The 25,078-nt window shown below is 54.7% G+C and carries 35 protein-coding genes; 3 read left to right on the forward strand and 32 right to left on the reverse strand.

Annotated elements, in window-relative coordinates; all coding sequences use genetic code 11:
• The 4 genes from ACIPY9_RS01345 to ACIPY9_RS01360 are packed head-to-tail and all read right to left on the reverse strand — an operon-like array spanning position 1 to position 2,968.
• Positions 1–366 carry a hypothetical protein gene (locus ACIPY9_RS01345; RefSeq protein WP_400696445.1) on the reverse strand — a complete coding sequence of 122 codons (366 nt, stop codon included), beginning with the start codon at positions 364–366 and terminating at the stop codon, positions 1–3.
• The gene (locus ACIPY9_RS01350) at positions 363–1,493 is read right to left on the reverse strand and encodes a phage tail protein (protein WP_400696447.1); all 1,131 of its coding nucleotides are present in this window, start codon (positions 1,491–1,493) and stop codon (positions 363–365) included. The genes ACIPY9_RS01345 and ACIPY9_RS01350 overlap by 4 nt, the downstream gene beginning before the upstream one ends.
• Positions 1,486–2,607, reverse strand: coding sequence for a baseplate J/gp47 family protein (locus ACIPY9_RS01355; protein ID WP_400696448.1), 1,122 nt, complete (start codon positions 2,605–2,607; stop codon positions 1,486–1,488). Before ACIPY9_RS01355 ends, ACIPY9_RS01350 begins: the two co-directional genes overlap by 8 nt.
• On the reverse strand, positions 2,591–2,968 hold the full coding sequence (locus ACIPY9_RS01360) for a GPW/gp25 family protein (RefSeq protein WP_400696450.1): 378 nt from the start codon (positions 2,966–2,968) through the stop codon (positions 2,591–2,593). The genes ACIPY9_RS01355 and ACIPY9_RS01360 overlap by 17 nt, the downstream gene beginning before the upstream one ends.
• A gap of 95 nt (positions 2,969–3,063) precedes the next feature.
• On the opposite strand from ACIPY9_RS01360, the gene ACIPY9_RS01365 reads away from it, so the two are divergent.
• Positions 3,064–3,702, forward strand: a complete 639-nt coding sequence (locus ACIPY9_RS01365; protein WP_400696451.1) for a DUF4145 domain-containing protein — start codon at positions 3,064–3,066, stop codon at positions 3,700–3,702.
• A 2-nt stretch (positions 3,703–3,704) separates the two neighbouring features.
• Here ACIPY9_RS01365 and ACIPY9_RS01370 read toward each other — a convergent pair whose 3' ends face one another.
• The 6 genes from ACIPY9_RS01370 to ACIPY9_RS01395 form a co-directional block, all read right to left on the reverse strand.
• Positions 3,705–4,256 carry a phage baseplate assembly protein V gene (locus tag ACIPY9_RS01370; protein ID WP_400696453.1) on the reverse strand — a complete coding sequence of 184 codons (552 nt, stop codon included), beginning with the start codon at positions 4,254–4,256 and terminating at the stop codon, positions 3,705–3,707.
• Positions 4,257–4,283: 27 nt separating this feature from the next.
• Positions 4,284–5,396 carry a phage late control D family protein gene (locus ACIPY9_RS01375; protein ID WP_400696454.1) on the reverse strand — a complete coding sequence of 371 codons (1,113 nt, stop codon included), beginning with the start codon at positions 5,394–5,396 and terminating at the stop codon, positions 4,284–4,286.
• Positions 5,384–5,590, reverse strand: a complete 207-nt coding sequence (locus ACIPY9_RS01380; protein WP_400696456.1) for a tail protein X — start codon at positions 5,588–5,590, stop codon at positions 5,384–5,386. The genes ACIPY9_RS01375 and ACIPY9_RS01380 overlap by 13 nt, the downstream gene beginning before the upstream one ends.
• Positions 5,590–6,471, reverse strand: a complete 882-nt coding sequence (locus tag ACIPY9_RS01385) for a phage tail protein (RefSeq protein WP_400696457.1) — start codon at positions 6,469–6,471, stop codon at positions 5,590–5,592. Before ACIPY9_RS01385 ends, ACIPY9_RS01380 begins: the two co-directional genes overlap by 1 nt.
• On the reverse strand, positions 6,471–9,068 hold the full coding sequence (locus ACIPY9_RS01390) for a phage tail tape measure protein (RefSeq protein WP_400696458.1): 2,598 nt from the start codon (positions 9,066–9,068) through the stop codon (positions 6,471–6,473). Before ACIPY9_RS01390 ends, ACIPY9_RS01385 begins: the two co-directional genes overlap by 1 nt.
• 96 nt (positions 9,069–9,164) lie before the next feature.
• Positions 9,165–9,521 carry a phage tail assembly protein gene (locus ACIPY9_RS01395; RefSeq protein ID WP_400696459.1) on the reverse strand — a complete coding sequence of 119 codons (357 nt, stop codon included), beginning with the start codon at positions 9,519–9,521 and terminating at the stop codon, positions 9,165–9,167.
• Between the two features lie 159 nt (positions 9,522–9,680).
• Between ACIPY9_RS01395 and ACIPY9_RS01400 the strand changes: the two genes are divergently transcribed.
• The gene (locus ACIPY9_RS01400; RefSeq protein ID WP_400696461.1) at positions 9,681–10,025 is read left to right on the forward strand and encodes a hypothetical protein; all 345 of its coding nucleotides are present in this window, start codon (positions 9,681–9,683) and stop codon (positions 10,023–10,025) included.
• Between the two features lie 86 nt (positions 10,026–10,111).
• Here the strand turns inward: ACIPY9_RS01400 and ACIPY9_RS01405 are convergent, their stop codons facing one another.
• The 22 genes from ACIPY9_RS01405 to ACIPY9_RS01510 all read right to left on the reverse strand — a co-directional run bounded on the left by ACIPY9_RS01405 (position 10,112) and on the right by ACIPY9_RS01510 (position 24,841).
• The gene (locus ACIPY9_RS01405; RefSeq protein ID WP_400696835.1) at positions 10,112–10,636 is read right to left on the reverse strand and encodes a phage major tail tube protein; all 525 of its coding nucleotides are present in this window, start codon (positions 10,634–10,636) and stop codon (positions 10,112–10,114) included.
• Positions 10,633–12,060 (reverse strand): phage tail sheath subtilisin-like domain-containing protein, encoded by a 1,428-nt coding sequence (locus tag ACIPY9_RS01410; RefSeq protein WP_400696462.1) that lies wholly within the window; start codon positions 12,058–12,060, stop codon positions 10,633–10,635. The genes ACIPY9_RS01405 and ACIPY9_RS01410 overlap by 4 nt, the downstream gene beginning before the upstream one ends.
• A complete protein-coding gene (locus ACIPY9_RS01415; RefSeq protein ID WP_400696463.1) occupies positions 12,060–12,266 on the reverse strand; it encodes a hypothetical protein in 207 nt (68 codons plus the stop codon). Before ACIPY9_RS01415 ends, ACIPY9_RS01410 begins: the two co-directional genes overlap by 1 nt.
• Positions 12,263–12,757: a Gp37 family protein gene (locus tag ACIPY9_RS01420; RefSeq protein WP_400696465.1), complete on the reverse strand. Its 495-nt coding sequence runs from the start codon at positions 12,755–12,757 to the stop codon at positions 12,263–12,265. The genes ACIPY9_RS01415 and ACIPY9_RS01420 overlap by 4 nt, the downstream gene beginning before the upstream one ends.
• Positions 12,757–13,188 (reverse strand): gp436 family protein, encoded by a 432-nt coding sequence (locus ACIPY9_RS01425; RefSeq protein WP_400696466.1) that lies wholly within the window; start codon positions 13,186–13,188, stop codon positions 12,757–12,759. The genes ACIPY9_RS01420 and ACIPY9_RS01425 overlap by 1 nt, the downstream gene beginning before the upstream one ends.
• A gap of 3 nt (positions 13,189–13,191) precedes the next feature.
• Positions 13,192–14,169 carry a major capsid protein gene (locus tag ACIPY9_RS01430; RefSeq protein WP_400696467.1) on the reverse strand — a complete coding sequence of 326 codons (978 nt, stop codon included), beginning with the start codon at positions 14,167–14,169 and terminating at the stop codon, positions 13,192–13,194.
• Positions 14,170–14,178: 9 nt separating this feature from the next.
• Positions 14,179–14,547 carry a head decoration protein gene (locus tag ACIPY9_RS01435; protein WP_400696468.1) on the reverse strand — a complete coding sequence of 123 codons (369 nt, stop codon included), beginning with the start codon at positions 14,545–14,547 and terminating at the stop codon, positions 14,179–14,181.
• 8 nt (positions 14,548–14,555) lie between these two features.
• Positions 14,556–15,578: a peptidase gene (locus ACIPY9_RS01440; RefSeq protein ID WP_400696469.1), complete on the reverse strand. Its 1,023-nt coding sequence runs from the start codon at positions 15,576–15,578 to the stop codon at positions 14,556–14,558.
• A gap of 244 nt (positions 15,579–15,822) precedes the next feature.
• Positions 15,823–16,299, reverse strand: coding sequence for a phage virion morphogenesis protein (locus ACIPY9_RS01445; protein WP_400696470.1), 477 nt, complete (start codon positions 16,297–16,299; stop codon positions 15,823–15,825).
• A 1-nt stretch (position 16,300) separates the two neighbouring features.
• Positions 16,301–17,176, reverse strand: coding sequence for a phage minor head protein (locus ACIPY9_RS01450; RefSeq protein ID WP_400696472.1), 876 nt, complete (start codon positions 17,174–17,176; stop codon positions 16,301–16,303).
• Position 17,177: 1 nt separating this feature from the next.
• A complete protein-coding gene (locus ACIPY9_RS01455; protein ID WP_400696473.1) occupies positions 17,178–18,671 on the reverse strand; it encodes a DUF935 domain-containing protein in 1,494 nt (497 codons plus the stop codon).
• Positions 18,668–20,287, reverse strand: a complete 1,620-nt coding sequence (locus ACIPY9_RS01460; RefSeq protein WP_400696474.1) for a hypothetical protein — start codon at positions 20,285–20,287, stop codon at positions 18,668–18,670. Before ACIPY9_RS01460 ends, ACIPY9_RS01455 begins: the two co-directional genes overlap by 4 nt.
• A 1-nt stretch (position 20,288) precedes the next feature.
• Positions 20,289–20,834, reverse strand: a complete 546-nt coding sequence (locus ACIPY9_RS01465; protein ID WP_400696475.1) for a phage protein Gp27 family protein — start codon at positions 20,832–20,834, stop codon at positions 20,289–20,291.
• A gap of 1 nt (position 20,835) precedes the next feature.
• Complete coding sequence (locus ACIPY9_RS01470) at positions 20,836–21,129, reverse strand: ArsR family transcriptional regulator (RefSeq protein ID WP_400696476.1); 294 nt, start codon at positions 21,127–21,129, stop codon at positions 20,836–20,838.
• The gene (locus ACIPY9_RS01475) at positions 21,126–21,431 is read right to left on the reverse strand and encodes a DUF2730 domain-containing protein (RefSeq protein ID WP_400696477.1); all 306 of its coding nucleotides are present in this window, start codon (positions 21,429–21,431) and stop codon (positions 21,126–21,128) included. Before ACIPY9_RS01475 ends, ACIPY9_RS01470 begins: the two co-directional genes overlap by 4 nt.
• Positions 21,421–21,657 (reverse strand): TraR/DksA C4-type zinc finger protein, encoded by a 237-nt coding sequence (locus tag ACIPY9_RS01480; protein WP_400696479.1) that lies wholly within the window; start codon positions 21,655–21,657, stop codon positions 21,421–21,423. Before ACIPY9_RS01480 ends, ACIPY9_RS01475 begins: the two co-directional genes overlap by 11 nt.
• Positions 21,658–21,663: 6 nt before the next feature.
• A complete protein-coding gene (locus tag ACIPY9_RS01485) occupies positions 21,664–22,293 on the reverse strand; it encodes a lysis protein (protein WP_400696481.1) in 630 nt (209 codons plus the stop codon).
• A 204-nt stretch (positions 22,294–22,497) separates the two neighbouring features.
• Positions 22,498–22,713, reverse strand: coding sequence for a hypothetical protein (locus ACIPY9_RS01490; RefSeq protein WP_400696482.1), 216 nt, complete (start codon positions 22,711–22,713; stop codon positions 22,498–22,500).
• Positions 22,710–23,204 carry a structural protein gene (locus ACIPY9_RS01495; protein WP_400696483.1) on the reverse strand — a complete coding sequence of 165 codons (495 nt, stop codon included), beginning with the start codon at positions 23,202–23,204 and terminating at the stop codon, positions 22,710–22,712. The genes ACIPY9_RS01490 and ACIPY9_RS01495 overlap by 4 nt, the downstream gene beginning before the upstream one ends.
• Positions 23,205–23,334: 130 nt before the next feature.
• Positions 23,335–23,751: a hypothetical protein gene (locus tag ACIPY9_RS01500; RefSeq protein WP_400696484.1), complete on the reverse strand. Its 417-nt coding sequence runs from the start codon at positions 23,749–23,751 to the stop codon at positions 23,335–23,337.
• 51 nt (positions 23,752–23,802) lie between these two features.
• Positions 23,803–24,291: a hypothetical protein gene (locus tag ACIPY9_RS01505; protein ID WP_400696486.1), complete on the reverse strand. Its 489-nt coding sequence runs from the start codon at positions 24,289–24,291 to the stop codon at positions 23,803–23,805.
• A 16-nt stretch (positions 24,292–24,307) separates the two neighbouring features.
• Positions 24,308–24,841, reverse strand: a complete 534-nt coding sequence (locus ACIPY9_RS01510) for a helix-turn-helix domain-containing protein (RefSeq protein WP_400696487.1) — start codon at positions 24,839–24,841, stop codon at positions 24,308–24,310.
• On the opposite strand from ACIPY9_RS01510, the gene ACIPY9_RS01515 reads away from it, so the two are divergent.
• The gene (locus ACIPY9_RS01515; protein ID WP_400696489.1) at positions 24,830–25,042 is read left to right on the forward strand and encodes a DNA-binding protein; all 213 of its coding nucleotides are present in this window, start codon (positions 24,830–24,832) and stop codon (positions 25,040–25,042) included. The two genes, ACIPY9_RS01510 and ACIPY9_RS01515, sit on opposite strands and share 12 nt — an antisense overlap.
• Positions 25,043–25,078: the final 36 nt, after the last annotated feature.

Here is a 25,078-nt window from a genome sequence, read left to right on the forward strand (position 1 = left end):
TCAGTATTCAAAATCAAGGTCGAGTTCGATTTCGCTGGTGGACTCGAACTCTTTGGGTTTCACAACACGACGCCCCATAAGCACGCCAGTATCGGTTTCAACGGAAAACTCACGCAGTACATGGTTGCCGGCCATTGCTCCAGTCAACGTTCCACTGACTGTAAGAACCGTGCCCGCGACGTTACAAACAACCGGGACACGAGCGAACTCATCGACCAACCCAACGTCTTCATCTGGTGAGTAGGGCTTGCTGCCGGAGCCAAAACACATCCAGGCAGCCTTGGATAAGGTGCCTCCTGTCGCAGCGCAGACTGCAACGTGATTCCGGTAGGCCAGTGTGGTAGGTGTGGCGTTTGGGTTGCTCATAGCGGCTCCTGTGTCGTGATGCCGTTGTTTTTGACGCGCATGGTCGCGCTGAACCTAATGCCAGGACCGCCAAGCTTGCCGCCAAGCAGCCATGTGCCGTCCAGGCAATGCATACCAATGCGATTCAACTGAGCGTCAGCCAAGCTTTGGCCCTCATCCAAGGGCCACCCCTGCAAGGTCTGCATGTCCAGGCTCCAGCGTCCATCCAGCATGCGAAAGCGGTCTCCCAGGATCACAGGTGCTGGCGTACGCGCTCCACCCATTGACATGACAGCACGCAGCGAAATTTTTTGGCGGGTATTGATGTGACCGTTATCCAGGGCGAGCCCCGTTGGCGATCGTCCGCTAAGCCGTCGGCCATCAAGCCGCCAGCTACCATCAAGCAACACGTCGACATGACCGCCACCGAGCCTCCAGCAACCGTCAAGGGTGCGACGCTGTGCAGGCTGAAAGCGCTGGCATTTGGAGTACTTCATGCGCAAGCGATCGGCCATCGACTTCAGGGTGATACGAGAGTCAAACCTGGCTTGCAGGGCTATGATGATGCCGACCAGTTCGTCACGAGCTGGTGCATAGGCTTCTGCAACCTTGCGAATACGTTTCTGCTGTTCGCGAGACCAGTCGCCCTCAGACGCGTTGATACGGATCGCATATTGAGCCCAATGGCTCAGGGCGATTCGCTTCATGACTTGGCCATTTATGCCTGTCGCAGGTGGAGTAAGGCTGACGGCACCATCAAGTAGCCAGGTACCGTCCAAAGTCTTACCACCGGCAGCAATCCACTCTGCCTGATACGGGCTCTGCTCGATCAGTTCCAGGACTGGATAGCCAATAGTCGCCAAGGCCTGCTTGATTGCCCAGGGCGTGCCCTTGTAGCGGTGCAGCATGATGGCGGTCTTGATCAACGCTCGCCGATCGTCATCTGACCTGGCTACAGGCCAAGTAGCCTCTTCAAGCATCGAGAACTGCTCGGCCAGGATCGGAAGCAGAGAAGGCTTCGCCAGATCAACCAAGTACACAAGCATCGCATTGAGATCGAGTTGCTGAATGTTCTCGTTCAGCAACTCGTTCAGCCAGACGAAGCGCTCGTCACCGGCCAACGCTGGTGGTAGTAGCTGGTCAGCCATTGGATGTACCTGCATCAACCAACTGGATCGAAGAGCAAACAGCCCATTCGCTGCCCAGCAGTTCACGAGGTGCTGCTGGCAACTCTACGAATGCCCGGTAGACACCAGGAACCTGAAGGCGAGCAATCAGTTGCTCAGGGACTATATCGACACCCAGTGCGGCGCTCAGCTCAAGTACATAAGCATCTGCAGCGGCTTGAACCAAGGCCATGGTCGTGACGCGATCAGCGCTATTGAAGAACACAATACGAGCGCTGATCGCATAGTTGACCTGAGTTGGGGGCCACGCATGCACAGTGTCACAAAGAGGCCGAATCTTCTCGCCGCTCACCAGGGTCAGTACACGCTGCAAAAGATCTGCTGACGGCAATCCGCTGGCCGTGAGGGGGAACAGTGCAACATGCCCCGGCTGCTGACCTTCAGCAGGACCATGCACCGCCACATCGATAATTGACTGATGCACCGCCATTGCGTGATAGCGGTAAGCCCCACGACTACCAGCGTTGGAGTAAGCCTCAGGGGCCAGAATGATGCGTTCGCGATAACGATCATCACCTTCATCCTCTGCACCATCTGCACTTACTGTGATGTTGCTGGCTACCAGATCGGTCAATGGTGGATTGGTAATTACGTTGATTTGCCCGATCGCCCAGCCATTACCAATTTCGCCAACCGAACTGCAGGTCGCGGTGACACTTACTTGGGACTGACCCACAGGAACCAACACATCTTCATCAGTCAGGAATGAGAGCCTGGCATCTTGCGTGGCTACTTGAGTGCCGACCGGTATCAGCAGTGGTTGGGTTGCGACAACTGCAGTGGCGAAGCGCAATGTGCAACGGGCTGCTACTGCCAGTAAGCGAGGAGTTGCGACCAGCTCGCCCAAGTGGTCAAGGATTGGACCATCGCTATGCCTAGCCAGTAATTGCTCGCCAGCGTTCTGTATCGACATCTGCATGCCGGTGGTTGCATAGGCGATCTGGTCGATGAACAGTCGCTCGACCTGGGCTGGATACAACGTCTTACCCGACTTAGCCTCATATCGAGCAATAAGATCCGCTTCGGTGACAGCAGGGTCGATGGCGACAAATACCGGCTTAGGCAGCTCGCGCATACGCCACCTCGGTAGATTGATCTACGCCATCCGCTATACGCCAGATCACACGCACTGTGATTTGAGCACCTTCAATCACAGCACTTACCTGCACAACACTTACGCGAGTTTCCCAAAGACGAATCGCGTCAACCGCCTCACGTACCAGGTGTGGTACAACGCGATTTACGGGCCAATCTATATAGAAATTGATGTCGCAACCGAAGGTCGGGCGATGAGGATCACTGCCCTTAGGGGTGGTGAGAATGATGCGGATTGCTTGGTCGATATCACGCAGGCCTTCGACAACCACACCGGCAGATCCCAGTGCGGGCTGCCAGTGAGCGGCGGTGATGCTGGAGAGGGAGATAGGCGTCGTCATGCGCCAATGGTGACGATTTGGCGGTCGGCTGGCTTTTAATCGGGTTTAAAGACAATAATCCATCATTGTGCCACTACCATGAAGGACCAGATCGAATGGCTACAGTCGTTGTACCAACCTTCCAAGGAAAATCGTTCTCCTGTATCCATTGCGGAACCTTGACGACCCAGTTATGGATGCAGTTGGCCTTTTTTCGGGCTAACGGATATAGACATACTCATTATTGGCTATGTTCTTGCGATCACTGTAACGGTTCGAGTCTTTGGACCGAGTTAAACTACTCGATGATAGTACCAAGAGATACGACCGCTCCCTTATCGCATAACTCGCTGCCTGACGACTGCAAAATTGACTTCGACGAAGCCAGAAATATCTTAGGCGAATCCCCACGCGGAGCTGCAGCATTGCTGAGACTATCTCTTCAAAAGCTCTGCGTGCATTTAGGTGAGAAGGGGAAAAACATCAATGATGATATAGCTGAACTGGTCAGGAAAGGCCTAGCTCAGGAGGTTCAACAAGCGTTGGACTTCATTAGAATCAGTGGTAATAACGCGGTCCACCCTGGAGAGATCAACTTAGAGGAGAATCCTGAGCAGGTTGTCGTCATGTTCGACATGATCAACTTTATCGTGGAGGAGCTGATCCACAGACCGCAAATCAGAGCAACTCGCTTCGCCTCTCTTCCAGCGGACAGTTTGGCTGCAATCGCGAAGAGAGACGCACCAAAACCGTAGATCTAATGGCTATGGTGGTTTGAGTTGCCACCTGCATCCAGAACCTTACCGGCAACGTCAACATCTCCCCCAACGGTCACGCTACCGCTGACCTTCAGATTTCCATTCAAAGCCACCTCGGCGATGTTCAGCGTCGCTGAGGGGGCCTTTATCGTGACCGGCTCTCCACAGTCAACGCTCAGGCTCCTCGCGCACTTGAGCGTTGTAGCGCCGACGCAATCAACGGCCATAACATTCGTCATGCTGTCATAGGTCACGCTGGTCCCATCGCTGAACCTCACAAAATCGGTGTCCTCATCAGTAACTGGAGGAGGTTCAGCAGACGAGTAGACACCGCCCAGATACACACCACCAACTCCATCTGCATCGAGTAGCACTGCTACCTGCTCTCCCAACTCGGGCATCAGCGGACGTCGCTGTGTGCCCTGGGTATTACGCTGCGGCACATTCAGCCAGTAACTCTCGACCCCGTCGCGATCATCCAGGCGAACGCGAATGCGGCAGCCCAGGTAATCGACGGCGCTCACTTCTCCGTATTCAAGTTCAACGCTCATTGCGGCCTCGATGGTGGCTCATGATGATCAGACAAGGACTTCGCTTTGCATGCCGTAGCTCGATAGAGCCAAGTCAGGTTTAGTGTTCTCAAAAGAGAGCGAGATCGAGGACGCTGAGATACGACATAAGTCGAGATCGACGGTGTAGCCGCCACCTCGGTTGATCCGATGATGCGCGGCCAAGATCAAGTAATTGCCACCTAACTTACCTGCCGCTACCAGCGTAACCACATTGCCACTGACCAGGTTTGGCCTGCCCATCAACGCCCAACTGCCGGTGGTGCGCTCCCGGTTGGATTTAGCCAAGTCAGCCTTTGCCTTGGCTTTAGCCACCTCTTCAGAGGCCGCACGCTTACGGGACTTTTTGGTATCAGAGCTGGTAGTGGCCTGACTGGCGCTACTCGGGACAGCTACTGTCTCGCCATTCTTGATGTCATAGGAGATCAGCTTTTTCTTGGCTGAGTCCTTGTGCTTGACCGAGACCTTCTGCGGCACGGTCAGAATCTGGTCACGTAATCGGACGCTTTTAAGATCCTTCAGAACCAACTGTGCCACTGACTGTCCCTTGGCCAGCTCGCTGATCGCATGAAAGACCAGGCGCGAGCCGGTGACCTTGAAGGCATAGTCATACTCATCAGCCAAGTTGCGGAGAAACTCCAGATCTGGCTCTTGCTGCGTCAATCGATCGAGTTTGATGGGCTCGATACTTCCCACCAGATTCAGCCCCTGACGCTTCGCGATCGTTTGAGCAACGGCATCCAATGTGGTTTTCTCGTAGGCATGATGTTCGGTGGTGCGTAATGCTGTATTGATACCTGCAGCGATTGCACGAATCGTGACCGTTGCCGGTGGCGAACTGAAACTGATTTCATCGATTTCGAGGCTGGCCAACTGACGTAATGGCTTGCCTTCCCATCCCAGTGCTAATGTCAGCGTATCACCATGTCCTGGATACCAGGCATCAAGCCACTTTCCATCCGAGTCCTCCAGTTCGACGTCAAGGCTGTCAGCCTGTCCGCTCAGGATGTCTGAATAGAAGATTGAAATAAGGTGCTTGCTGATATCACGAGTAATGTTCCGCTGCTGATAATTCAGTACAAAACGTGCCTCAGGTACTTGGCCCGGTACTAACGCATCCATGGGGGCAAATCCTCGCTGGTTGTAACAGGCTCAAGCATTGGAATGGCCAGTGTCAGGCCAGCAGGTAAGGCTCGTGTGATCGGCACATGAGGGTTTGCTGCAACGATCGGGTGATACCTGTGTGCATCCCCGTAGTATTTCCAGGCCAACTGATCCCAGCGCTCACCTTCGGTCGTTGTATGGGTCAAGAACATCAGGCTCTCCTGGTGATGACTTGAGCGGCCAAGCCGGAAAGCCTGGTTGAAGCACCATCGAATTTGTCATAAGCCTGAGTAATATAATTGCCCGAGCTCTTGAATCGGTCTGCGACACTGTCCAGATCCAGCGGACTCAGACTTGATCGAGCATTGGCGACATCGCTGTACAACCCCTGGCTCATCTGCACTATGTCCTGCCCTTCGCTGATATAGCTCGCGGCTTCGGTCAGACCTGCTATCGGTCCCAAAGCCCGTTCAGCAAGAGCGGCCATCTGCGGAGCCTGAGTCAGCAGAGTCATCGGATTGAAGTTTTTTACTGCATCGTAGATGTTCTTTGCTTGTTTAATCATGTTGCCCGCAGTGCGGGCATATCCGATCACTTGCTGGGTTTTTGTCAGTAGAGGTGCGAACTTTGAAACTACAGCAGGTGTTGCAATTTTAGAGGCTGAGGTGTTTGTCAGAGCCGACTCGACAAGCCCTGGCTTGAACACTTTGGGTTTGAATGGGCCTGCGTACTCACGTAGGCCTACTTGCACGGCGCTAGAAAAAACTCTGCCGTCAGAGGACGTACGCTTCGGCACGTTACTGATATCCGTGATAACGAATGCACCAATGTAATCACCACTACCCAGCACAAATGCCAACGGTTCGTGCTTGGCCTTTAACTCACGCAAGTTACGTAAGCGGACTTCAGGATCTCCAAGCCACGGATGCAACTGCATCGTGAATGTCAGTTCCTCCAAACCTTCACCGATCCACTCCAGAAGCGGTTTTCCCTGGATAAGGGAGTGCTCAGCCCAGTCAGCAGTACCACGTTGCTCCATGCCTGTGATGCCACTGGCTACTTCAAACTCAAGAGTCCCCAAAACTGCGTACATCAGTTGCCTCCAGCAGAAGGGCCGTAGCTACGGCGGTTCTGATCATGCTGATAGCGCTCCATGAATCTCACGAAGTCGGCATAACCTGCCTGCAGGGCCTGAGTGATTTGACTGGATGCACCTTCGCCGCCCGGAATATTGATTACGGGGGAATAGACAACTGGCGGCATCGTAGTTTGGGCTGCGACTCCAAAACTACCTGTTCCACCCATTCCACCAGAGGCTCCAGCCATATTAGCCTGAGTAGCGCCGGCCAGATTGGGCACCCCCATCTGAACTGCCGTTTGGCTGGCCATGCCGAGGGCTGCCTGACGTACCTGATCAGCTTGCGACGAGATACCGATCGCTGCGCCTTCGCTGATATTGGCTCCGTAGCCGATGAATACTCGACTCGGCGACTGGATACCTAAGGTTTCGGTAAACCAGCTTTTGATCGATGAGCCAACACCGACAACAACACCCTTTGCACTTTCGAGTTTGTTGCTAATGCCGTTGATCAGACCATCAATGATCATCCCGCCAAAGTCGGTGAACTTGCCTGGCAGCTCTATCCCAAAGTAGTTCGCGATGCCCGCAAAGGCACGGTAGAACAGCCCCATTGGGGAGAAGTTGGTAATAACACTCGCAATCCCTGCAAACCCACCGCTGAAGCCTGCCTTGATCTCACTCCACAAGCCTGTGAAGAAACTCTTGATAGGCTCCCAATATCGATAAATCAGGTATGCAGCCAATGCAATACCTGTAATTGCCAGCCCAATCGGGTTCATCAGCAATGCACGACCGAGCCACAGCACTGCTTGGCCTACAAGCTTCAAACCGAGTAATAAACTGCCTCCGAAAACACGTCCTAACGCGAGGGCTCCGCGTCCTATCATCAGCAGTGGGGCTCCCAATGCCATGACAAAGCCTCTGATAAACAGTCCGCTATATCGCATAACAGAAAGCAAGGATCGCCCAACAACTCCCAATGCGGAAATGAAGGGCGCAAATCTACCAGCCACCCAAGCGGCACGTAGCAATGTCCATTTCGCAGAGACCAGCGTGAATGCTCTGTGGATCGAGAGGAACGGAGATATAACCAGATTCGCACCATAGGCGACTCCGAGGAATGCAAGCTTGACGGCGAACAGACTTGCCACCACGCCAACTGCAGTTTTTATGACTTCAGGATTTTGGCCAGCCCAAACTGAGAAGGACTTAGCAACTGGAAGAATGGCCGATGAGACATCAACCAATGCTGGCAAGAGGATGGTACCCACCGTAATCGCAACATCGTTGATGTTCGTTGTGAGCAGCTTCAGCTGCTCCTTAGGACTTTGCATCCGGCGTTCCCAATCTTGATCCAGAACACCGTTCTCTGCCGCTTCCATACTGCCCTTCTGGATGTTGGCCCCGTCCGCCTTGTTAGCGATTGCTGGCCGAATAAAAGCCAACACTTGCTGGTCTGCGAATAGTTCCCCCAGTTTGTACGACTCATTCAGCCGCTCTAGTGCCATCTCCCGTTCTTTATCATCCTTAATGCCCATGACCTTCTCGAACTCAGAGGCCGCTTTGGGACCTTTCTTCGTCATGTATTGGGTGATGATCTCCAACATGGCCTGCATAGGCGTCATGCCTTTGCCAACGAGATTTTTCATTGAGCCCTGCAAGTCAATCCCTGCGTCCTTGAATGACTTAAGGGTGTCTGATGCTGTAATTTTTGAGAGGAAATTCTTGAAGTTGTTCGCTGCCTCATCGTTACTCCCTGCACCTTTCCGAGCAATCTGCAGAGATGCCCCAATCTCGGCGACGGCACGTTCACCAGTGATGCCTAAGGCTGCGAACTGAGGTGTAAGCTGTGGAAGCCACTTAGCCATGTCGGCCAGCTCAAACTGGCCGCTCTTCCCTGCGAAAGCCAGCATATTCATTGAACGTTCAAGACCTGCTGCCCCGATACCAAGGTTGTCGCTCAAAGCAATAGCAACAGAACCAAGATCGTCCATGCTCGCACGTGTCGCTGTTGCAGTTTTGGCCATGATCGGAGCATAGCCTTCAAGCTCTTTTACGTTAGAGATACCGCCAGCAATCAGAACTGCAGTTCCCTTGGCGACTTCTTCCTGTGTCTGGTTCCATTTGAGAGCGGCCCCACGCATGACATTGCTGAGTGACTCTTCGTTGGCCTCGTCAAAGCCACCTGTAATTGCAATATCGTTCGTCTGGTCTTTGTAATCGATCGCCGACTTCATCGATATCACGATAGGAGCCGCTACAGCAGCCGCGTTGCCGAGTGTCTCCATGATCTGGCCACGTGTTTCGCCACGTGCTTCTGTATGCCTGTCTTGGCGAGCAATACTCGCGTTGAGGTTTTCTTGCTTGGCCTTCAATTGATCGATTACCCGACCAAGCTGCGCGTACTGATTGCGCATTTTTTCAATGCCAGTTCCACCTCGCGCCAAGCTTGAGGCAAGTTCGGCACCCAACAGTTTCTGTCGAGAGGTGAGATTGTCAGCGCTTCGGCCAAGCAATTGCATGGTCGATCTGGCTGAGCCGAAAGCTGATTGCAGGGAGCCGGAAACAGCAGCTCCGATACGGAGTCCGACAAGAACTTCATTGGCCACTGCCGGGCTCCTGGAGAAAGTATTTCGAGAAAGGGTTACTGGGAGCTCATGCGGTCGGCAGCTTCAATACGCCGATCGATCTCCCGTCCACAGGCTTCAACCCAGATCAGGTAGTCCGGCATGTCCAGATTGGCTATCTCCGAAGGCTGCATCCGCAGTACCAGAAGCAGCGCTTCGTCCCACGATTGCAGCCAAGTCGCTGCCCTCAACCATTCCCCGAAACACCTTTGTGAGCATCGCTGAATCGGCAATATCCAGGTCATTCAGATCTTCAAGTGTTACGCCTGTCATCTTCGCAAGAAGGAAGTCTTCCTGGTCAGCGTCGTTTTTACTGTAGTTCTGAGCTGCGCCCAGATCTTTGCGTTTGAGCCGTGTGATTGGCAGTGATTCCAACCGCTCGCCAGCGCCGGTGGTGATGGGAAACTTCAGGGGGACTTTGATTTGATCGGCCATGATAGGTGCTCCAGGTAGTGGGTAAACTCTGAAAGAATCCAGAGGTTCGCACCTAAGGGCGGGGCCTGCTTTTAATCGACTTTAAAGAGGCTAAAAGTCGTTTTGATAAAGGAAGCTAAAGCATGCAATATCAGACCTTCACCCACTAAGGATTTAGGAATGAGAATCAAAAATTCAGATCAATTCGACGATGTAGTAAACAGCGTTTTTGCTGCGTTGCTTGAGGCGTTTCCTCGCACTATCACCTTGAGGCCAGAGGTTGTAGGTGTTTCCGGGAGCGCTGAGCTTTCGCAGGAAAATGTGGGGTTCAGTGGAAATGCCAGGCCAAAGCTGACAGCAGAGGAAACCTTTTTCTCCGCCAGTGTTTCTTGGTTGATTGGTGAAGGCCTCATCACCGGATCTGGCGGCACGAATGCCACCTTCATAGGGGTAGTACTAACTGGCAAGGGCCTTTTAGCTGTGAACGCGACCCCTCACTGCTTGCAACCAAACCTGCATATCTAGTCGCTCAATAAAAGAAGCCCCGCACGATGGCGGGGCTTCAGATGCATCCTTGCTGCCCCGTCCATGGGGCTTCTCCAAATCAGCTATTACGCTTGGCCGATATTCTTGCGATACGTGGCCAACTGGTCTTCACCTTTGACCTTGAAGATGTTCGACATGTAATCCAGCAGTAAAACCTCATCCCCGTCGAGTACCTGCCGCACGTAGGTGGCCGAAAATGGAGACTCGTACTTGGCAGGGTCGCGAGGTTTGTGGCTTCCGAGTTTGTACTCCTTGAAAGTGATGGTCATCATTGTGACCAGCGGGATTTCCTTCACCAGGCCGGTGCTGTCAAAAACTTGCACGTTCGAGCGACACTGCAATGCAACACTCTTGAAAGGTGTTGCAAGTTTAATGGCTGCATCCCTGTAAAGGCTGTTCCAGTTGATTTTGCCCTCGATCTTGTCGAAACCGTCAGGCAGCTCGATCAGGCCGATCATCCCCAAACCCTGGAAGTCTGACATCACTGTTTTCACGGAGCCCAGATCAATCTCTTCAGCCTTGGCAAAGAAGCTGGAACCGTCCAGATAGATATTGGCGTTTGAAATACGATGTGCTGAGAAGGCCATTATGCAGCTCCCAGGTTGACCAGGTATTCCCCGGTAATTTCAGTTTCAAAGGTGCCGCGTTCAAATGGCAGCGGCACCGTCATTTTGTAGTTGAACAATACATGCCCCAGCTCCAACTCTGTTTGAGGGTTGCGAGCCTGATCGTACCAGCACTCACCACCCACCAACGCACTGTCACCAATGAGCTTGCGCAGAAACAGGTTCACGCTTTCGGTGATGCTGTCGATCAGCGCGTCTGTAATCGGCATGTCAACGAACTGCAATGAGCTGTAGCGGATCGACTCGTCGACAATATCCTTGGTGCGTCGAACGTTCTCGAAATTGCGCATCTCGGTCACTGTCGGCCAAGCCGCTGTGCGGTTACCCCACAGTCGCAGGCCGGTACCGAACGAGTTGAAGACTGTGGTGATGCCATTCTCATTGAGTAGGTTCACCTCACTGCTCGCATCATCTACGCGAGCCGTCAGTGGGCGCTCTAAGCCGATCACCCCCAGCAGCTCTTGATTGGAGCTGCTCCACCAGTAGCCTTTGTCGTTGTCGATCTTGGCGCGCAGGCCCGCCGCACGAATCGAAAGCGGCTCCAGGCGTTCCAGGCCGGTCGCTGTATCGAGCACTTTTACGTGGGGATAGCAAAGTCGTACGCGGTCGCTGCTGGTGTTGAAGTTGATTACGCCAGCAGGTCCGCGTCCGGCTATACATTGCTGCACCGTTGTGCCGATCGGTGCGTCGATGTAGGCAACGCCCCCCACTTGAGTGGCCGCCGCGATCAACTCGGTGCTGATCGCAGTGAGCTGGCTGTAACCAGGGGCAATGTAGATCTTCGCGAAGAAGCCCAATTCGTTGTAGCTGTCAGCGAATGCTTTGATACCACTACGCTGGCCAGCGATGTTCACTGCACCCACGATATCCGCCAACATCACTTTGGACGGGTCAGCATGCGTGTAGTCAGCGAGGATCGCACCGTTGGCCGGGATAGAGCCTTTGGATAAGCGAGTTACTTGGCCGGTGAGCATGTCGACGGTGTAATCAACATCGACAGCGTACTCAGCGCCATTGTTGGCCGGTTTCACGACGAGAGCCTGAAGAGCACCATGCCCAAGTTTCAGCCGTTCGTTATCGCCAAACGAACGGGCTTGGCCTACGACATTGGTGCGGTGGATCAACGGATCGAGCACGTTGACGACCAGCACAGTGCCAGCGCCGAAGTCGTAGATGCCTTCCAAGGCCTTGGGGATGCTGAAACCATCCAGGTCACCAGGGCCAAATTTGGCTCCATCCGTATCGTTCAGCGATAGCGTGACCGCATTGACAGGGCCAGTGGGTGCGGTGCCAACCAACGCGATGACCGCAGACTTAACGCCCCTGATAGCACGAGGGCCACGGGAGATTTCGATTGTTTCGATACCGTGCAGATAGTTGGCAGCCATCAGCTTTTCTCCTTGCCGATTTTAACCGGAGCGGGGACCGCCTCCAAATGCTTGAGCACCAGCAGCACCTCGACGTATTCATGTCCAGCTGGTAGTTCGACTTCCCGTCCTGGGATGAGCTGCACTTCAAGCAACTCCTTGGCTTCTCCCACACGCAGAGACGCTGCGCTCTGAGGGCCTTTGTAGATGTAGCGGGTAAGATTCACAGGACTTCCTCAGAACTGAACGATTTTGCGTAATACCCGGATTCGGGCTCCATGGTTTGTATCTGAGTCGAACGGGTAGAAATGTCGAGGCTGTATTGCCAGAGCCCTTGGCTCTGACCGATGAATGCCTCTGCGACTGCCCGACAGGCGATGTCGCAGTGAGGAGCCTTCCACCCCGTAAGCCTGGCGCGAATACGGTCCAGATAGCTGATTGCCCCATCCTTACCGTTCAATTGCCGAAACACCAATGTCAGGCGAAAGGTGATTTTTCGAGCCTGGAACATCGAGTCAAATGCCTCAGACTCATCAAACGTCGATTTGCCAAAAGCCACAAGAACAGCACCTCGTGGGTGGTTCATCCGATAAACACCAGGACTCTCCGGGAACAGCTCAACCATCAACTCTTTGCCGAAGCCTGTTGCCAGGCGATCGACGATCGATGCGATCAGTTGCTCTGTTTGGGTCTGTGATGGCGTCCCCGGCCTACTCATCAGTATTTTTCCCATTCTGTGTTGGTGAATTGCTGACGCCTGGATCGAACGCGGATCTCTCCTGGTTCTGGAGCTGCTTGGCCAGACGGCATGCCGAGAGTGACAACACCATCACGAATGCTTTCCAGCAGCTTGATGGTGTCCTTGCGGCTGTCCTTGACCGCATCCGGCAGCACGCCCTCGGGACGGCGCTGATACAGCCAGTGCCGTGCCAGGTAGACCACCGCGTCACGCAGAACCGTGGGCACCGGGTCGAGGGGCAAGCTATAGCGCCCGCGCAGATAGCCATCGACCAATTCTTCGGCTTGGCGTACACCGTCCTCGATCACCGACTCGTTGGCCTCCATGGCCGCTGGGTCATCGTTCGAGAGCTGGATAAGCGTCATCTCGGGAATGGCGGTGCCGATATCGGCGCGAGTGCAGTAACGCATGGCTTAGAACGACAGTTCGACGAGTGCTTCGGGGAACAAGCACATGGCCAGTGGGTTGGCTTGGGCTTCCATGTCCCAGCCCTTGCCGAGCTTGCGCTCTTCGGCCTTGCTGTAGAACGGCAGGCCGATGGTGTTGACTGTCTCGTTGTAGTTGGCAGGGGCATTGAACATCTTGAAGACGCCTTGACCAACCGGGAACACCTGGGCAACGTTGCTTGGGATGAAGCGCTGACCGCTGACAGTCACGTCGTACTCAACGAACTCGATACCACCGAAAGTAAAGCCAGAGCGCAGATCGCCACCGATTCGATCCTGAGCTTCCTGGTAGTTTGCAAATGCCTTCTGAACCTTTTCGTGATCGGTAAATTTGTCAAACCACTCTGGGCCGCAGAAGGCACGAAAACCAGTCACCATCACACCACCAAGCTTTGACTCAGCATGGCGCTTGGCAGCCAGACACGTGCGGCGAACGTCTGTGGTAGAAGTCCCCAGAGCGACGGTGATCTTTTTTTGTTCAACACCGAACTCGTCGAAAAGGTCAACAATCACCTTGCCATCCGCATCCAGCAGTTTGCCGCGCAATGCCCCCACACGCTGAAACTCACGGGTGGATTCAATGCTGTTTTTCATTTCCTGGAGTTGGTCGTTGATCACCGTTGCCTGAGGCAGTGCAGCGTTTTCCTGACCGAACGAGGCAATACCCTGAAGCTGGCTCGGCAGCAATGGGCGGGAGATCGGCAGATGAAGGGTTTCAAAGGTACGGCGCGCACGCTGGCCGCCTTTGATCGGTGAAGGATCAGCATTGCGTGAGGTATTGGGTACAAGTACCAGACGGCCTTCGTACTCGTCGATCACAACGCTGGTGGTCGTGATGCCTTTTTCTTCAAAAAGGCCCATCGAGCCGACTTTGCTCGGGATGGTAGGCAGCTTGTTGACGGCAGCGCTGAGGCTCGAAACGGTAAACAGATCTTGAAGGTTCATAACAGTTCCTTAAAGTGCCGCACGGGCGACGATGCCTTGAGCAGAGAGTTCGGCTAGTGCAGAGGTTTTCTGGGCATCAGTGATGCCCTCAGGCCAGATCAGTTCAGCGATATCGAGCACCGCTCCACGAGCAATCACGACACCAGGGGCATCTCCACCAGAGGCATCGACGTGTTCAGTCAGTACAGCAACTGACTTTTTCGCGGCGGCAGTACCTGCGGGGTCCAGCACCTGAAACTTGCCGCTGACTGTCGCAAGGACAGCACCGAATGGGTAAACCGAACCACCCAGCAGCGTGACAGTGTCTTTGGTCCATCCCGCGGCGACCTCGACCAGGAGCAAATCGCCAACCTGCTTGGCGGGTTTAAAAGTGGCCATAAAACCTCCTATTTATTGGTTCGGGCTTCGGCGTCGGCCACAAGCGGATTGACGGACTTGTCCATAGTTTTTCCTGCACGGGCTTTGGATGCTTGCTCGCCGAAGCTGACAGCCCCTGTCAGCTCCTGGAACACGGCCTTGAGGCCTTCACTCAGCGGCTGACGATCATCAGCCTCACCGAACTCCAGGGGCTTGGCCCCTGAATCGGCAAAGTCCAACGCGGCCACTACGGCGGCTACGTGGACAGGCTTCATACCGCTGGCCACCAATGCTTCGGCAAAGTCCGTATTGGCAGCATGGATCGCTTCTTGAGCCGCAACCTTCTCTGCCTTTTCACGCTTGGCCAGTTGCGCTTTGAGGCGCTCGTTGTCCGCCTGCAGGGCGGCCTGTTCTTCCGTGGTCACGGTATTTACCTCAGTGGTGGTGGGTTGGGATTCGGCGTAATACGGGCCAACGCCTGGCTCTGGACGACGTCCGATTTCAGCGAGGCTTTCGATCTCCCAGGACGGGGCGACCTTATCGGCAGTTTCGGCACCGAACTGGCCGATCAGGAATTCGCGGAATCTGCGCCACAGACCAGAACTGACTTCATGTCCAAAGTCACCGAACTCAATCACTCCTTCATCGGCGTCAGCGAGCTCGATCGGTCGCAGGCCCTTGATCGATGGCGGCTGTGCGCCGAGAAAGCCGACATGGCGCAGGTAGTACACGCCTGGCACAGGGTTGCTCGGTGAGTCGGGGTGATAGAACGATGCGGAGATTTTCTTGTAGCTGCCTCGACTAACCAGCTCGGCGAACGCTGGGTCGACCTGTTGTGACTCGGCAATCAAACCTTCAGGTGTTGCCTGCAGAGACTTCACCCAGCCAGCAGCAGGTGCATCATGCTTGGGATGACCAATCACTAACGGTGCTTCATGCAAGGCTGGAGAGTAAGCACGAACAGTGGCAGCCAGATCACTCTCACTGAAGTTAAAGCTGTCACCGCTCATTGCAGTGTGCTTACCTGGCTTGAAAATATGCAGTGGCTTCATGGGGTGTCTTGGCGTGTTTGTGGAGTACACGCACAGACTGCCCCACGAGTAGAGCCAAGACTTTTAATCGGGTTTAAAGAGTGTTTGGGAGGGGGATTCCAGGAAAACCGCATATGCACCTGCTCATCTGAGCATGAGGTGCGGCAGGGAGCGCTTTATAAAGCTTTACAAGGCCCATTCAGTTAATTTCATGGGGCAGTTGTTATGAATCGAAAATGAGCGTCCCTAATCGCGTCCTGAAGCCTTATAGGCGAGCAGCCCTTTGCAGATGCAGCAACGCCAGATTAAGAAGTGCTTCTTCGGCTTCAGGCTGTAATACACCTTTTTCATCCATGGGTAAGAATGGTCGGCTTGGAATGTCTCCCCATAAGTGAGGAAAGGATGCCTTTGAACCGCCAAAATGCATCATGGCTGCGTAAGGTTTGTTGCTGCCCACCACGGCTGTTGTATCGGTGGAGTAACTCGAAATCGAAGCTGCCAAGCCTGCAGAGCTGACCTGCAAAATTTGTCCTGGCCATGTACCGGCTTTCTCACGCTGCTCAATCCGCGCATCGGACAACCCGGCCCAGTTGGGCCGACCTTGCTCTCCCAGATTTTCTTCAGTCAGTGAGGCCATCTCAGCAGCCAATGCTCGCATCAGAGGTGCTGTATCACCAACAGCCCACTCGATTTTGCTCAGCAGTTGCTGCAGGCGCTGGTGATCCATCTCGATAGTGATCATATCAGTCTCTTTGCGTGGCCTTGGCCTGTTTGGTTTTCAGAACGGCAGAAAGGCCAGTACCAGGAGCATGATTGAACCCAGGGTCGGTGCGAAACAACACCACCTGACCTCCGGCATTGGTTGTGCGGACAGCGGTCACTTGGGCTGTGCGGATTTCGCCAGTACGCATGTTGGTACCGGTTTCAACTGTTTCCGTCTGCATTCGTCCAGCACTGGTATCTACGACCAGCCCTTTACGTTTAAGCGCTGCCTCGGTCAACGCTGTTACCCGGCACCGGCAGTTGAACCCGTTTGGTGGATAGATCGCAGACCAAACCGGGTCATCATGGCGATAGACCTTGCCACTCAAGGCGCGATGACTGGCTCTGGTTTTCCCGTCCAGAATAGCGACATAGCGCCAGTATGGATGCGTGTCAGCTGTCTCCTCCATACTGGCCTTACGGCCCGCCATGTATGCACTCTGCAAGTTGGTCTGGTAGATCGTCTTAAGGCGACGCGGACTGCCCAGTTGAACCATCTCAACATTACCTTGGCTGTCGACAACTCCCTGCTTGCCCCACCAACCCTGTGTTTCGAGGGTTGGCTGCAGCGTTTTGATGAATTGAGGCAGGGTTTGACCATCCTGCAGAGCCGTCTCCAAGGCTGCACGGATATCAGACAGGAGATCGAGGCGCATGGCTTTGGCAACGGTGAATGCCTGATCGTGAGCCTCATCGAGCATGTCTTGCCATGCCCAGGTGATGGCATAGCCTTTTGATTTCATGTATTCGACAGCTATCTTTGGCTCCAGACCAAAGATAGCTTTCAGATCCGCCATGACCGGCTGCTTGAGAGGTGCCTTGAGCGCTTTTTGGGAGGGTAGCGTTTTCTTGGCCATGTCAGTCTTCCAGGTCAGCAGCAGCGCTCAATCGACCCCACATATCAGCGACGAACATCAGACGTGTCAGGGTTTCTTGCAAACCCTGATCGTTCATTTTTGGGTACGCCTCGGCGAGCAGGCGTAGCGCTTCGGCCTCGGTTCTACCACGTTGCAGGGCCTCCAGAATCGGTGCAATCGCTTGCTCAGCCTGTTCCTGCAGCAACTCTGCAGGTAGCGCTGCAATCACCTGGTCAAGCGCTGTCTGATCAACGATGGGTTTGAAAGTTGGCTCTGCGAACTCAGCCGCAGGTGCTGCCACTTCTTGCGCGAGATCGCCTTCCAGCAGGTTGTAGGTTCGCATCCAGTATGCGTGGGTGAACTTGACACCCGAGTCGGTGAGGTTCTTGTCGCGTTCGGCCAGGGTCTTGTCGATCTCGTCCTGTTCCCACAGCTCATAGACCGGAGCAACCACCGCTTCGCCAAAGTTGATGTCGACGATGCGACGAATCACCGCGTTGATACTGGCTTCGACAATGCCTGCATCACCGTCACGAATATCATTGGTGACCTCGGCTCCCGCCATCGCACTGGCTCGGTTACTTTCTTTTTCAGTGGTCTGGTTCTGACCCAGCATGGCCACGTTGATCTCGCTGCGGCAGTATTCCAGCAGCTCGCGATATACATCTGCACTGTCAGCCTTACCCGCCGCTTCGACGATCGACACGCTGGAGTCGTCCGGGATTGCCGCCACGGCGTCCTGCACCATGGCCTCCAGGCTGTCGAGCAGCAGGTCGGTTTCTGCATCGGTTGCGCCACGAGGGTGCTTACCGATGACCCAGGGCGAGCCGTACTTCTCAGTGAACTGCACCCAGAACTTCAGGCCGCCTTTCATGAAGGTGGCCGGCCAGAAGCACATGCTGAGGTCCGGGAAGCCGTAAGGGTTCGCGTAAGTGGCGTCCTGGCGCGCCACAACGAAGCGCAGCGGATCGCAGATCTCGCCGTCCTTGCCTGCCTCTTTGGAGCGAAAACGCAGCGCGTTCTCCTGGTCATAGAAGAACCACTCAGCCGGCTTACCTAACAGATCTTCAGGCATAGAGAACAAGCCAACCGGTTGCCACATCAACTCTATGGGTTGATAGCCATACAGAGGCGCATCGAGCAGCTCGCGGATCACTCGATCGAGGTCCAAGTCTGTAAGCCAGTCGCGGATGAAACGTTCGACCTTGGTCGGGGCATTGCCACGCTTCAACCCGCGCTCAAGAGCAAGCACTGCCGACTTCCGGCGACGCACGTTACCGCCGACCAGTGCAGCACTGCGCAGGTCACGATAGACCGTAATGTCCTTGCCCTGGGCTTTCAGGATCGGATCAGGGTTTGGCAGATTGATGCCACTCATTGACGCGATATCGGCTCGGCCACGGGTGGCGACGTGACTAGTGAGGCTGGGCGAGCGCTTGGCATCTGCGAAGCTCACGAACTCGGTGGGGCTGACCCACACACCTTGGTTTTTCATGCGTACCCCTGGGTGATTCTTCGGCCCTGGCGAGGGCGACGTGATTTGACGCTGACCGGTCCTGAGCCGACTTCGAGCGTGGCGAAGTTGGCCAACGCACCGGCACCGGCGAAGTCGCCATGGCGGTAAAGGTCAGGGTCTTTGAGGTCTTGGGAGCGGGCCTTGACGATCATCGGGATGCCGTCGACCTGCTCGATGGCGCGGATGTCCTGGTGCAGTGAGTCATCCTGAGGCATGGTCACCGCACCGTCCTCAAAGAGTTGTACGAACTTGGGCATCCACAGACCGTACCAGGTACGGCTGATTTTCACCTGGTGAATGCGGTTGTGTCCGAACTCATCTGCAGTGTCCTCGGCCAGGGTCTCGCCGCTGCCGGTGGCATCCAGCGCGGCACCGACGAACTGGGGCAACCGGCGCAGGATGTAGAACAGCACCTGTTGCTGTTGCCGGGTTGGCACCTTATGCATCTCGACAACGAACGGCACGTCACGGTGACGGTCCTGATCGACCGACATCGGGCAGATGATCGAAAAGTCCCGGTGACGGGCATAGTCCATGCCCAAGTAATGGCGCAGCCCGCTGTTCAGTGTCGTGATCAATGGCAGCAGTTGCTGCTCGATCCAGGCGTCGACATAGGCTTCCCGGCGATAAACCGCCTGCAGGGCGAAGTCGTCGTCCAGGGCCAGGCGCAAAACCTCGCGACCGGGCTGCATGGCCTCATCGATCCACACACCGGGGATGCACACGCCATTGCCGTCACGCGGGATGGCATCCAGCTCTTCACGCATCTGTGCCTTGCGCGGGCCATAGGCATTGCGGATCTTCTTGTACCAGGCTTCCTTGCCTTCAGGGGTCGCCTCCTTCCCAGACATGAAGCACACACGCTCATACAAGCCATTGGTCACAGCGTCATCGAAGGTCGCCCGGTACACGACTGCAGAGTCTCCGTAACGATTGTCACGAATGTCGTTGGCCATCTGGTTGAAGGGGTTACCTTTGCCGTTGTGCGTGCTGATGATGACGATACGACCGCCCCAGATCAGGAGCGCCGTAGCAGCATCGAGTACGGCGGATACGTCACGGTGAAACGCTGCCTCATCGATCACCACCTTGCCCTGTAGACCGCGCAGGTTGGCCGGGTTGCTTGACAGGGCCACGATCTTGAAGCCGGATGCATAGCGAATGCGGTAGGCATTGATTTGCCGTGTGTTGCCATCGGTGTCTTGGTCTTCAAACAAGAACTCTTCGATCTGGCTGACACCGGACGCCTGGGCTTCAGCCATGACCCGCGAAAACTTGGCGCAGTAGCCGATAAACTCCAGGCCTTTTTCCTTGGTATCGCCGATGTAGAAGCAGTCCATACCCCCGGCGCTCTTGCGAGAAGCAGCGGTGATCACCGAGTCCAGCGCCTCGGCGAAAGTGATACCGGTACGGCGGCCTTTTTCACAGAGTTTGATTTGGGCCTGGATGCGCAGCCAGTCAGCCTGGTGCGCCATCAGAATGCCGTCGGCGACAGGATTGTAATCCTCTGGGATCTGGCGAACGCTGTCAGGCAGCTCATCCCATTCAACGACCCGCAGAGTGCTGGTTGACGGTTTAACAGCTGAGGCGCTCACGTCACACCCCCAGGAACTTCTGACGCCAGAACTGGGCCTGGTCTTCTGTCATGCCTTGGGTCTTGACGGCCTTGTCCAGCTCGGCTGCTTGCTCTCGCAGTAAGCGTTCACGGGTAGCTTTCTCGATCGCCTGGCGTTCCTTGACGCTCATCGTCCGGGCTTCCATTGTCGCCTTCGCAGCACGGGCCAACGCCGTCACTTCGCCAATGGTCACATCGTCTTTTTCGTGCGCACCGAGGGCGGCCTGGTAGGTTAGCGTCGAGATGGCTTCGACCAGCAATACGCCGGTCTTGTCGGAGGCATCTTCGCCTAAGGCACCGACGAATGCCTCGGCCATTTCGCGCTGCTGGCGTGCCTTTTGGGTAAGTTCTTCAAAGCCTTGTTTGAAGCGGCCCAATGCACTGCGGCTCGGAGACTTTTCATTAGGGAAACGTGCTCGAATGTCATCAAGCATGTCATCAAGCGTGAATCGATCTTCACGCAGCAGCTTCTGGATATAGGCCTTGACCACTGGGGGCAAGCGATCGATCGACGATTTTCCTGCCATTTCAGGCTCCCGGACGCTTGATGCCTGGAGCGCGGGCACGTCCAACTGCGATATCCTGACCACGCTCGGTCAAAGTTGCCACCAGTACTGGGCCCACATCAGAAACCGTCAGAGCACCTTGCTCGGCCAGCCAGTGCAGCTCGGTCTTGACCTGGTCACGACTGAGGCTGTGGCCATAGCGGTCAAGAGCCATTGTCAGTACCGAGCTATTGGCGCGGTAAGCCACCATTTCGGACAGCAAGCGCAGCAATACCAGGCGTACGTCTTCGCGCAGAAACTCGGCATAGTGAGTCATTTTTTATCTCGCAACAGGTAATCGTTAATCCGGTCCAGCGATCGAGACAAAGGGGCCAATGCATCCTTGACCCCCGTGAGTTCGGATCGCATGGCTTTCATGTCCCCGAGCAAATCGGTGACGGCAGAGTGATCTGGCAAATGCCGAATGTGTTCTTCCAGGGCAATGATGCGAGTGCGCAGCACCATCATTTCCTGTGCGCTGGCGGCCTGACGGTTGGTCAGCCAGGTGTATACACCGAGCACGGCCATGACGACCCACTGCACCGTTTTCAGGCTAAAACTGGTTTCTTCAAAGGTCATCACAAGCCTCCTTTATCAAAAATTGCAGGGTGTCTTTACAGTCTGCACAGTGCTGAGTGCCAGGCTCTGCCTGGCGTCGGTCTTCAGGAATTGCATCGCCACAGGCTTCGCACCGATAACCCGAATTGCCGGATCTGTGTTGTAAGCCACTGCTACGGGTATACCGGCGGGCATACAGTGTCGTCGCAGCTTCGTCGTCATCCATGACGGGTTCTACAAAATCCATGCAGGGTCATTCCTTTTGCAGGTCGAGTAGCGCGTTGAGTTGAGCCAGGTTGTTTCGAGCCCAACGCCCGTAGTCCTGGGCATGAGCCAGAATGTCTGCTGGGGTGACACCGCTTTCCAGTAGTTCGGCGTCAGTACCGGGGGTGGGCCAGGCTGCTTTTTCAGCAACGGTGACAGCGGCACCCGTACTGGCTGGGGACACACCAAGGGCGGTGTTGTAGTCGCGCAGCCAGCCAGCAGTGAACACACAGTGAGGAACAGGACGAGCAGCAAGACTCGGCCCAGGCTTGTACTGAATGGTGACATGGGCGATCCGATCCTTGAGTTGTTCCACTTCTTTAGCGTGAAGCGTGTATTGGCCGAGCAATGACTCCTCGGCGGCCTGGGCACGTGTAACCTGCAAGAGCAGGTCGCTATGGGCCTTGCTCGCTACCTCAAACGCTTGCTCTGAATACTGTTTTTTCAGTACGGCAATAGCCGCAGTACCTTCCGCTTGCGCTTTGTTGTAGCCCTCAGCCCATTGGGATTGGCCGTAAAAGTACGCAACGACCAAAATGGCAATGATCAGGACTATCTGCCAACGGTCGAGCAGCCATTTCAATGCTTCAACTACGCCCATAGCCGCCTCCAGATCCATGCCAGAACCTGGCTTTTCGAGCACGACGCTTTGCAATGGCCACACTGGTTTTGCCGAGGCGGTATTGAGGGAGTGGTGAGCGGTGTCCCCAGCGACCAGGTGAACAGACCCCAGCAGTGAAAATCAGGCGCCGTTGCACACCCCATAGGTGCGGCACCCAGCGCCAGCGTTTACCGAGCAATGAAACGAGACGTAGGAGGCGCATCAGGATATCTCCTGGTCAGGACCTTGCTTGACCAAGCGCACTACAAAGAGCAGAGCGGCCAAAATACTGTTGGCTGTGGCGTAAGCACTGGCAGACAACTCGGCTTCCCACATCGGCAACAGGGTGACCTGTGCAAAGCCGAAGAAGGCAATGAGCAGGCCCAACTGGACACTGTACAGGCGATAACAACGCCGCCATTCGGGGATCAGCTTCATACAGCTACACTCCGACCATGTAGCGCATCAGGTACGACGCCCGCAAAAGCCAAGCCTTCCTGAATGAGTTTTTCGCCATACCATTGGTTATCAGGCAACTGACCTGCACCGTTTTCATGGCGAATGATGCCCAGCACCAGCTCACGCATGGTGTTGAAGTCGTAGACGTCGATGCTCTCGTCGTCCGGGCCGATGTTCAGCACGCGCGCCACACTGGCCACATACGCTTCGGTGTTGTTCTCATTGGGCGGTGCCCAACGCGCAATGATCTCGCGTACCGTGTCGATTCGGCTGCCATCAGCTGCGCGGCGTTTGTCCTGGTAGGTGATCAGAACACGGGCAATAGCACGAATACCCCAGCGGGGGTCAGTGAACTGAACAAACTCGGCGTCAATTTGCGTCGAGGCTTGGCCCTGCCAGCGCACACCTTTTGCGTGGCGGATGTTGCCAGGATTGAAGTTGCGGATACCGCGTGGGGTCTTGGAACGCATGTAAGCCTCCTGCTGTTCGGTGCCACAGGATGCGGACACCAGAAACGAACACGCCGCCATGATCGGCGGCGTGGTGCAGAAGAGCTTTTAATCCTGTTTAAAGAGATGGCGGAAAGACATCTTTGTGCAATTACTTTACGACTCCCATGGTGCGATATATTCCTCGCGCCCCCGTGACAGCATCAGAATGTGTATTTCCGTCAATACGGTTTACCGCATACGAAGACATCAGTTCGGTACAGTCTTGCTTACTCTTCGCGCCTAAGAGCACAGCATTCACACCTTCAATGATATCGGTGGCCTCTGCATACTGGCCTTTCTCACGAATTGCTTTGGTTATGAACCATACAACGTTGGCAAGCTTTTCCTCGCTTTCAAAGTTACAGACGGTCATTCCTCTCTTGAGTGCCGTTTGAGTACGCTCGACCTCTGGAGAACTGCTTTTCAGAGATTTGTCCAGACTCAGTTCAGTAAGTTTTTCAGCAACGCCTTCGGCCTTGGCGAATACAGAAAATAGGGAGAGGAGAGCAAAAATCCAAGCTTTCAAAATACATTCCTTTAATGGTGTTATGACGTGTTTTCTGGATTCTGGCAGAAATCACTTACCTTGGCTCTGCATGATGCAAAATGCTAAAAAACCCGCTGCTACTGTTACGCCCAATGCCCAGTTTTGCAACGATTCGGGTAAGTGATCCCTTACTAGAAAGCTAACAATGGCGATAAAAGCGGCTCCTCCAAAAAACTTTAGCATCCGAAGGTTTTCCAATTCTTCCTGGCGCTTCCTCTTTTGCTCGGCTTCAATTTCGTCGTGTAGACGTAAATCATACTCACAATGCATGCATAGCTGTGTGAAACGCCAAGCAGTGTTTCCACATTGCGGACACTCACGTGCCATAGCGCTCCCCTGAGGAGGAGTTTGCTTGCCACCGGAATGAATTTCAAAGGTCTGCTTGCCTAAGTTTATATTCCCATGATCGCCTTTGATCTTAATTATCAATTCATGATCTTTACCATCCTTGGGGAGATTTTTAATTTCCTCATCAAGTCTGTCCGATAGTTTGGAAATCAGTTCATCCTCACGCAGCATAAAGCCCCTCGTCATTTCAACGATTCACTACCAATTTCAATATTCGTTCGACCTGAGGCTCATCCATCCCTTTATCTGCGCTAATCGCGTTGTAGACCTCGGCCGCAATCGTAGCGAGCTTTTTTGCTGGCCAACGCTTTCCTGCTCGTTGTGCAGCAGCCTCTAACATCTCCGTTATTCGTTCCAGGCGGTCAATGTTGATCTGCGCCAGTTCTTTTAGATGAGCGGGCGCTTCGCGCTCTGAACCTGATGACCCAGTGAGAATGAACTGCACATTCGCTCCTGCATTGGCAAAAGAGAACAATACATCCCCTCCTGGAACCGTGGTCCCACGCTCATAGCGCCCCCAAATTTCGCGAGAAACACCGCATATATGGGCGGCAGAAGCCTGATTAAGACCCAGCCGTGCTCGCTCTGCCTTAAGCCGACCAGCAGAAAGAGAAGAAAACGACACAAAAACCCCTTGAAATAGAGAACCAAAGTTCTCATAATCATTTGCACAAACAGCAATCATCTTTGCATCACAGGAGCCACCACCATGGCCACCCATGCCAAAGCCCTAACCTCCAGCCAAGTGAAAGAGAAATTCCGCCAAGCTGGTAAAACAATCTCGGAATGGGCGACCGAGAACGGATACACCCGCAATGAGGTTTATCGTGTCCTCAATGGACAAGCCAAAGCGAACTACGGTAAGGCTCATGACATCGCCGTAAAGCTTGGCCTGAAACCGATCGTGGCGTTGGCAGCATGAGCGCCGTCATGCCTCACGGCTTCGGCACAAACAAGG

The organism is Pseudomonas sp. NPDC089734 (assembly GCF_044748865.1).
Classification (GTDB): Bacteria; Pseudomonadota; Gammaproteobacteria; order Pseudomonadales; family Pseudomonadaceae; genus Aquipseudomonas.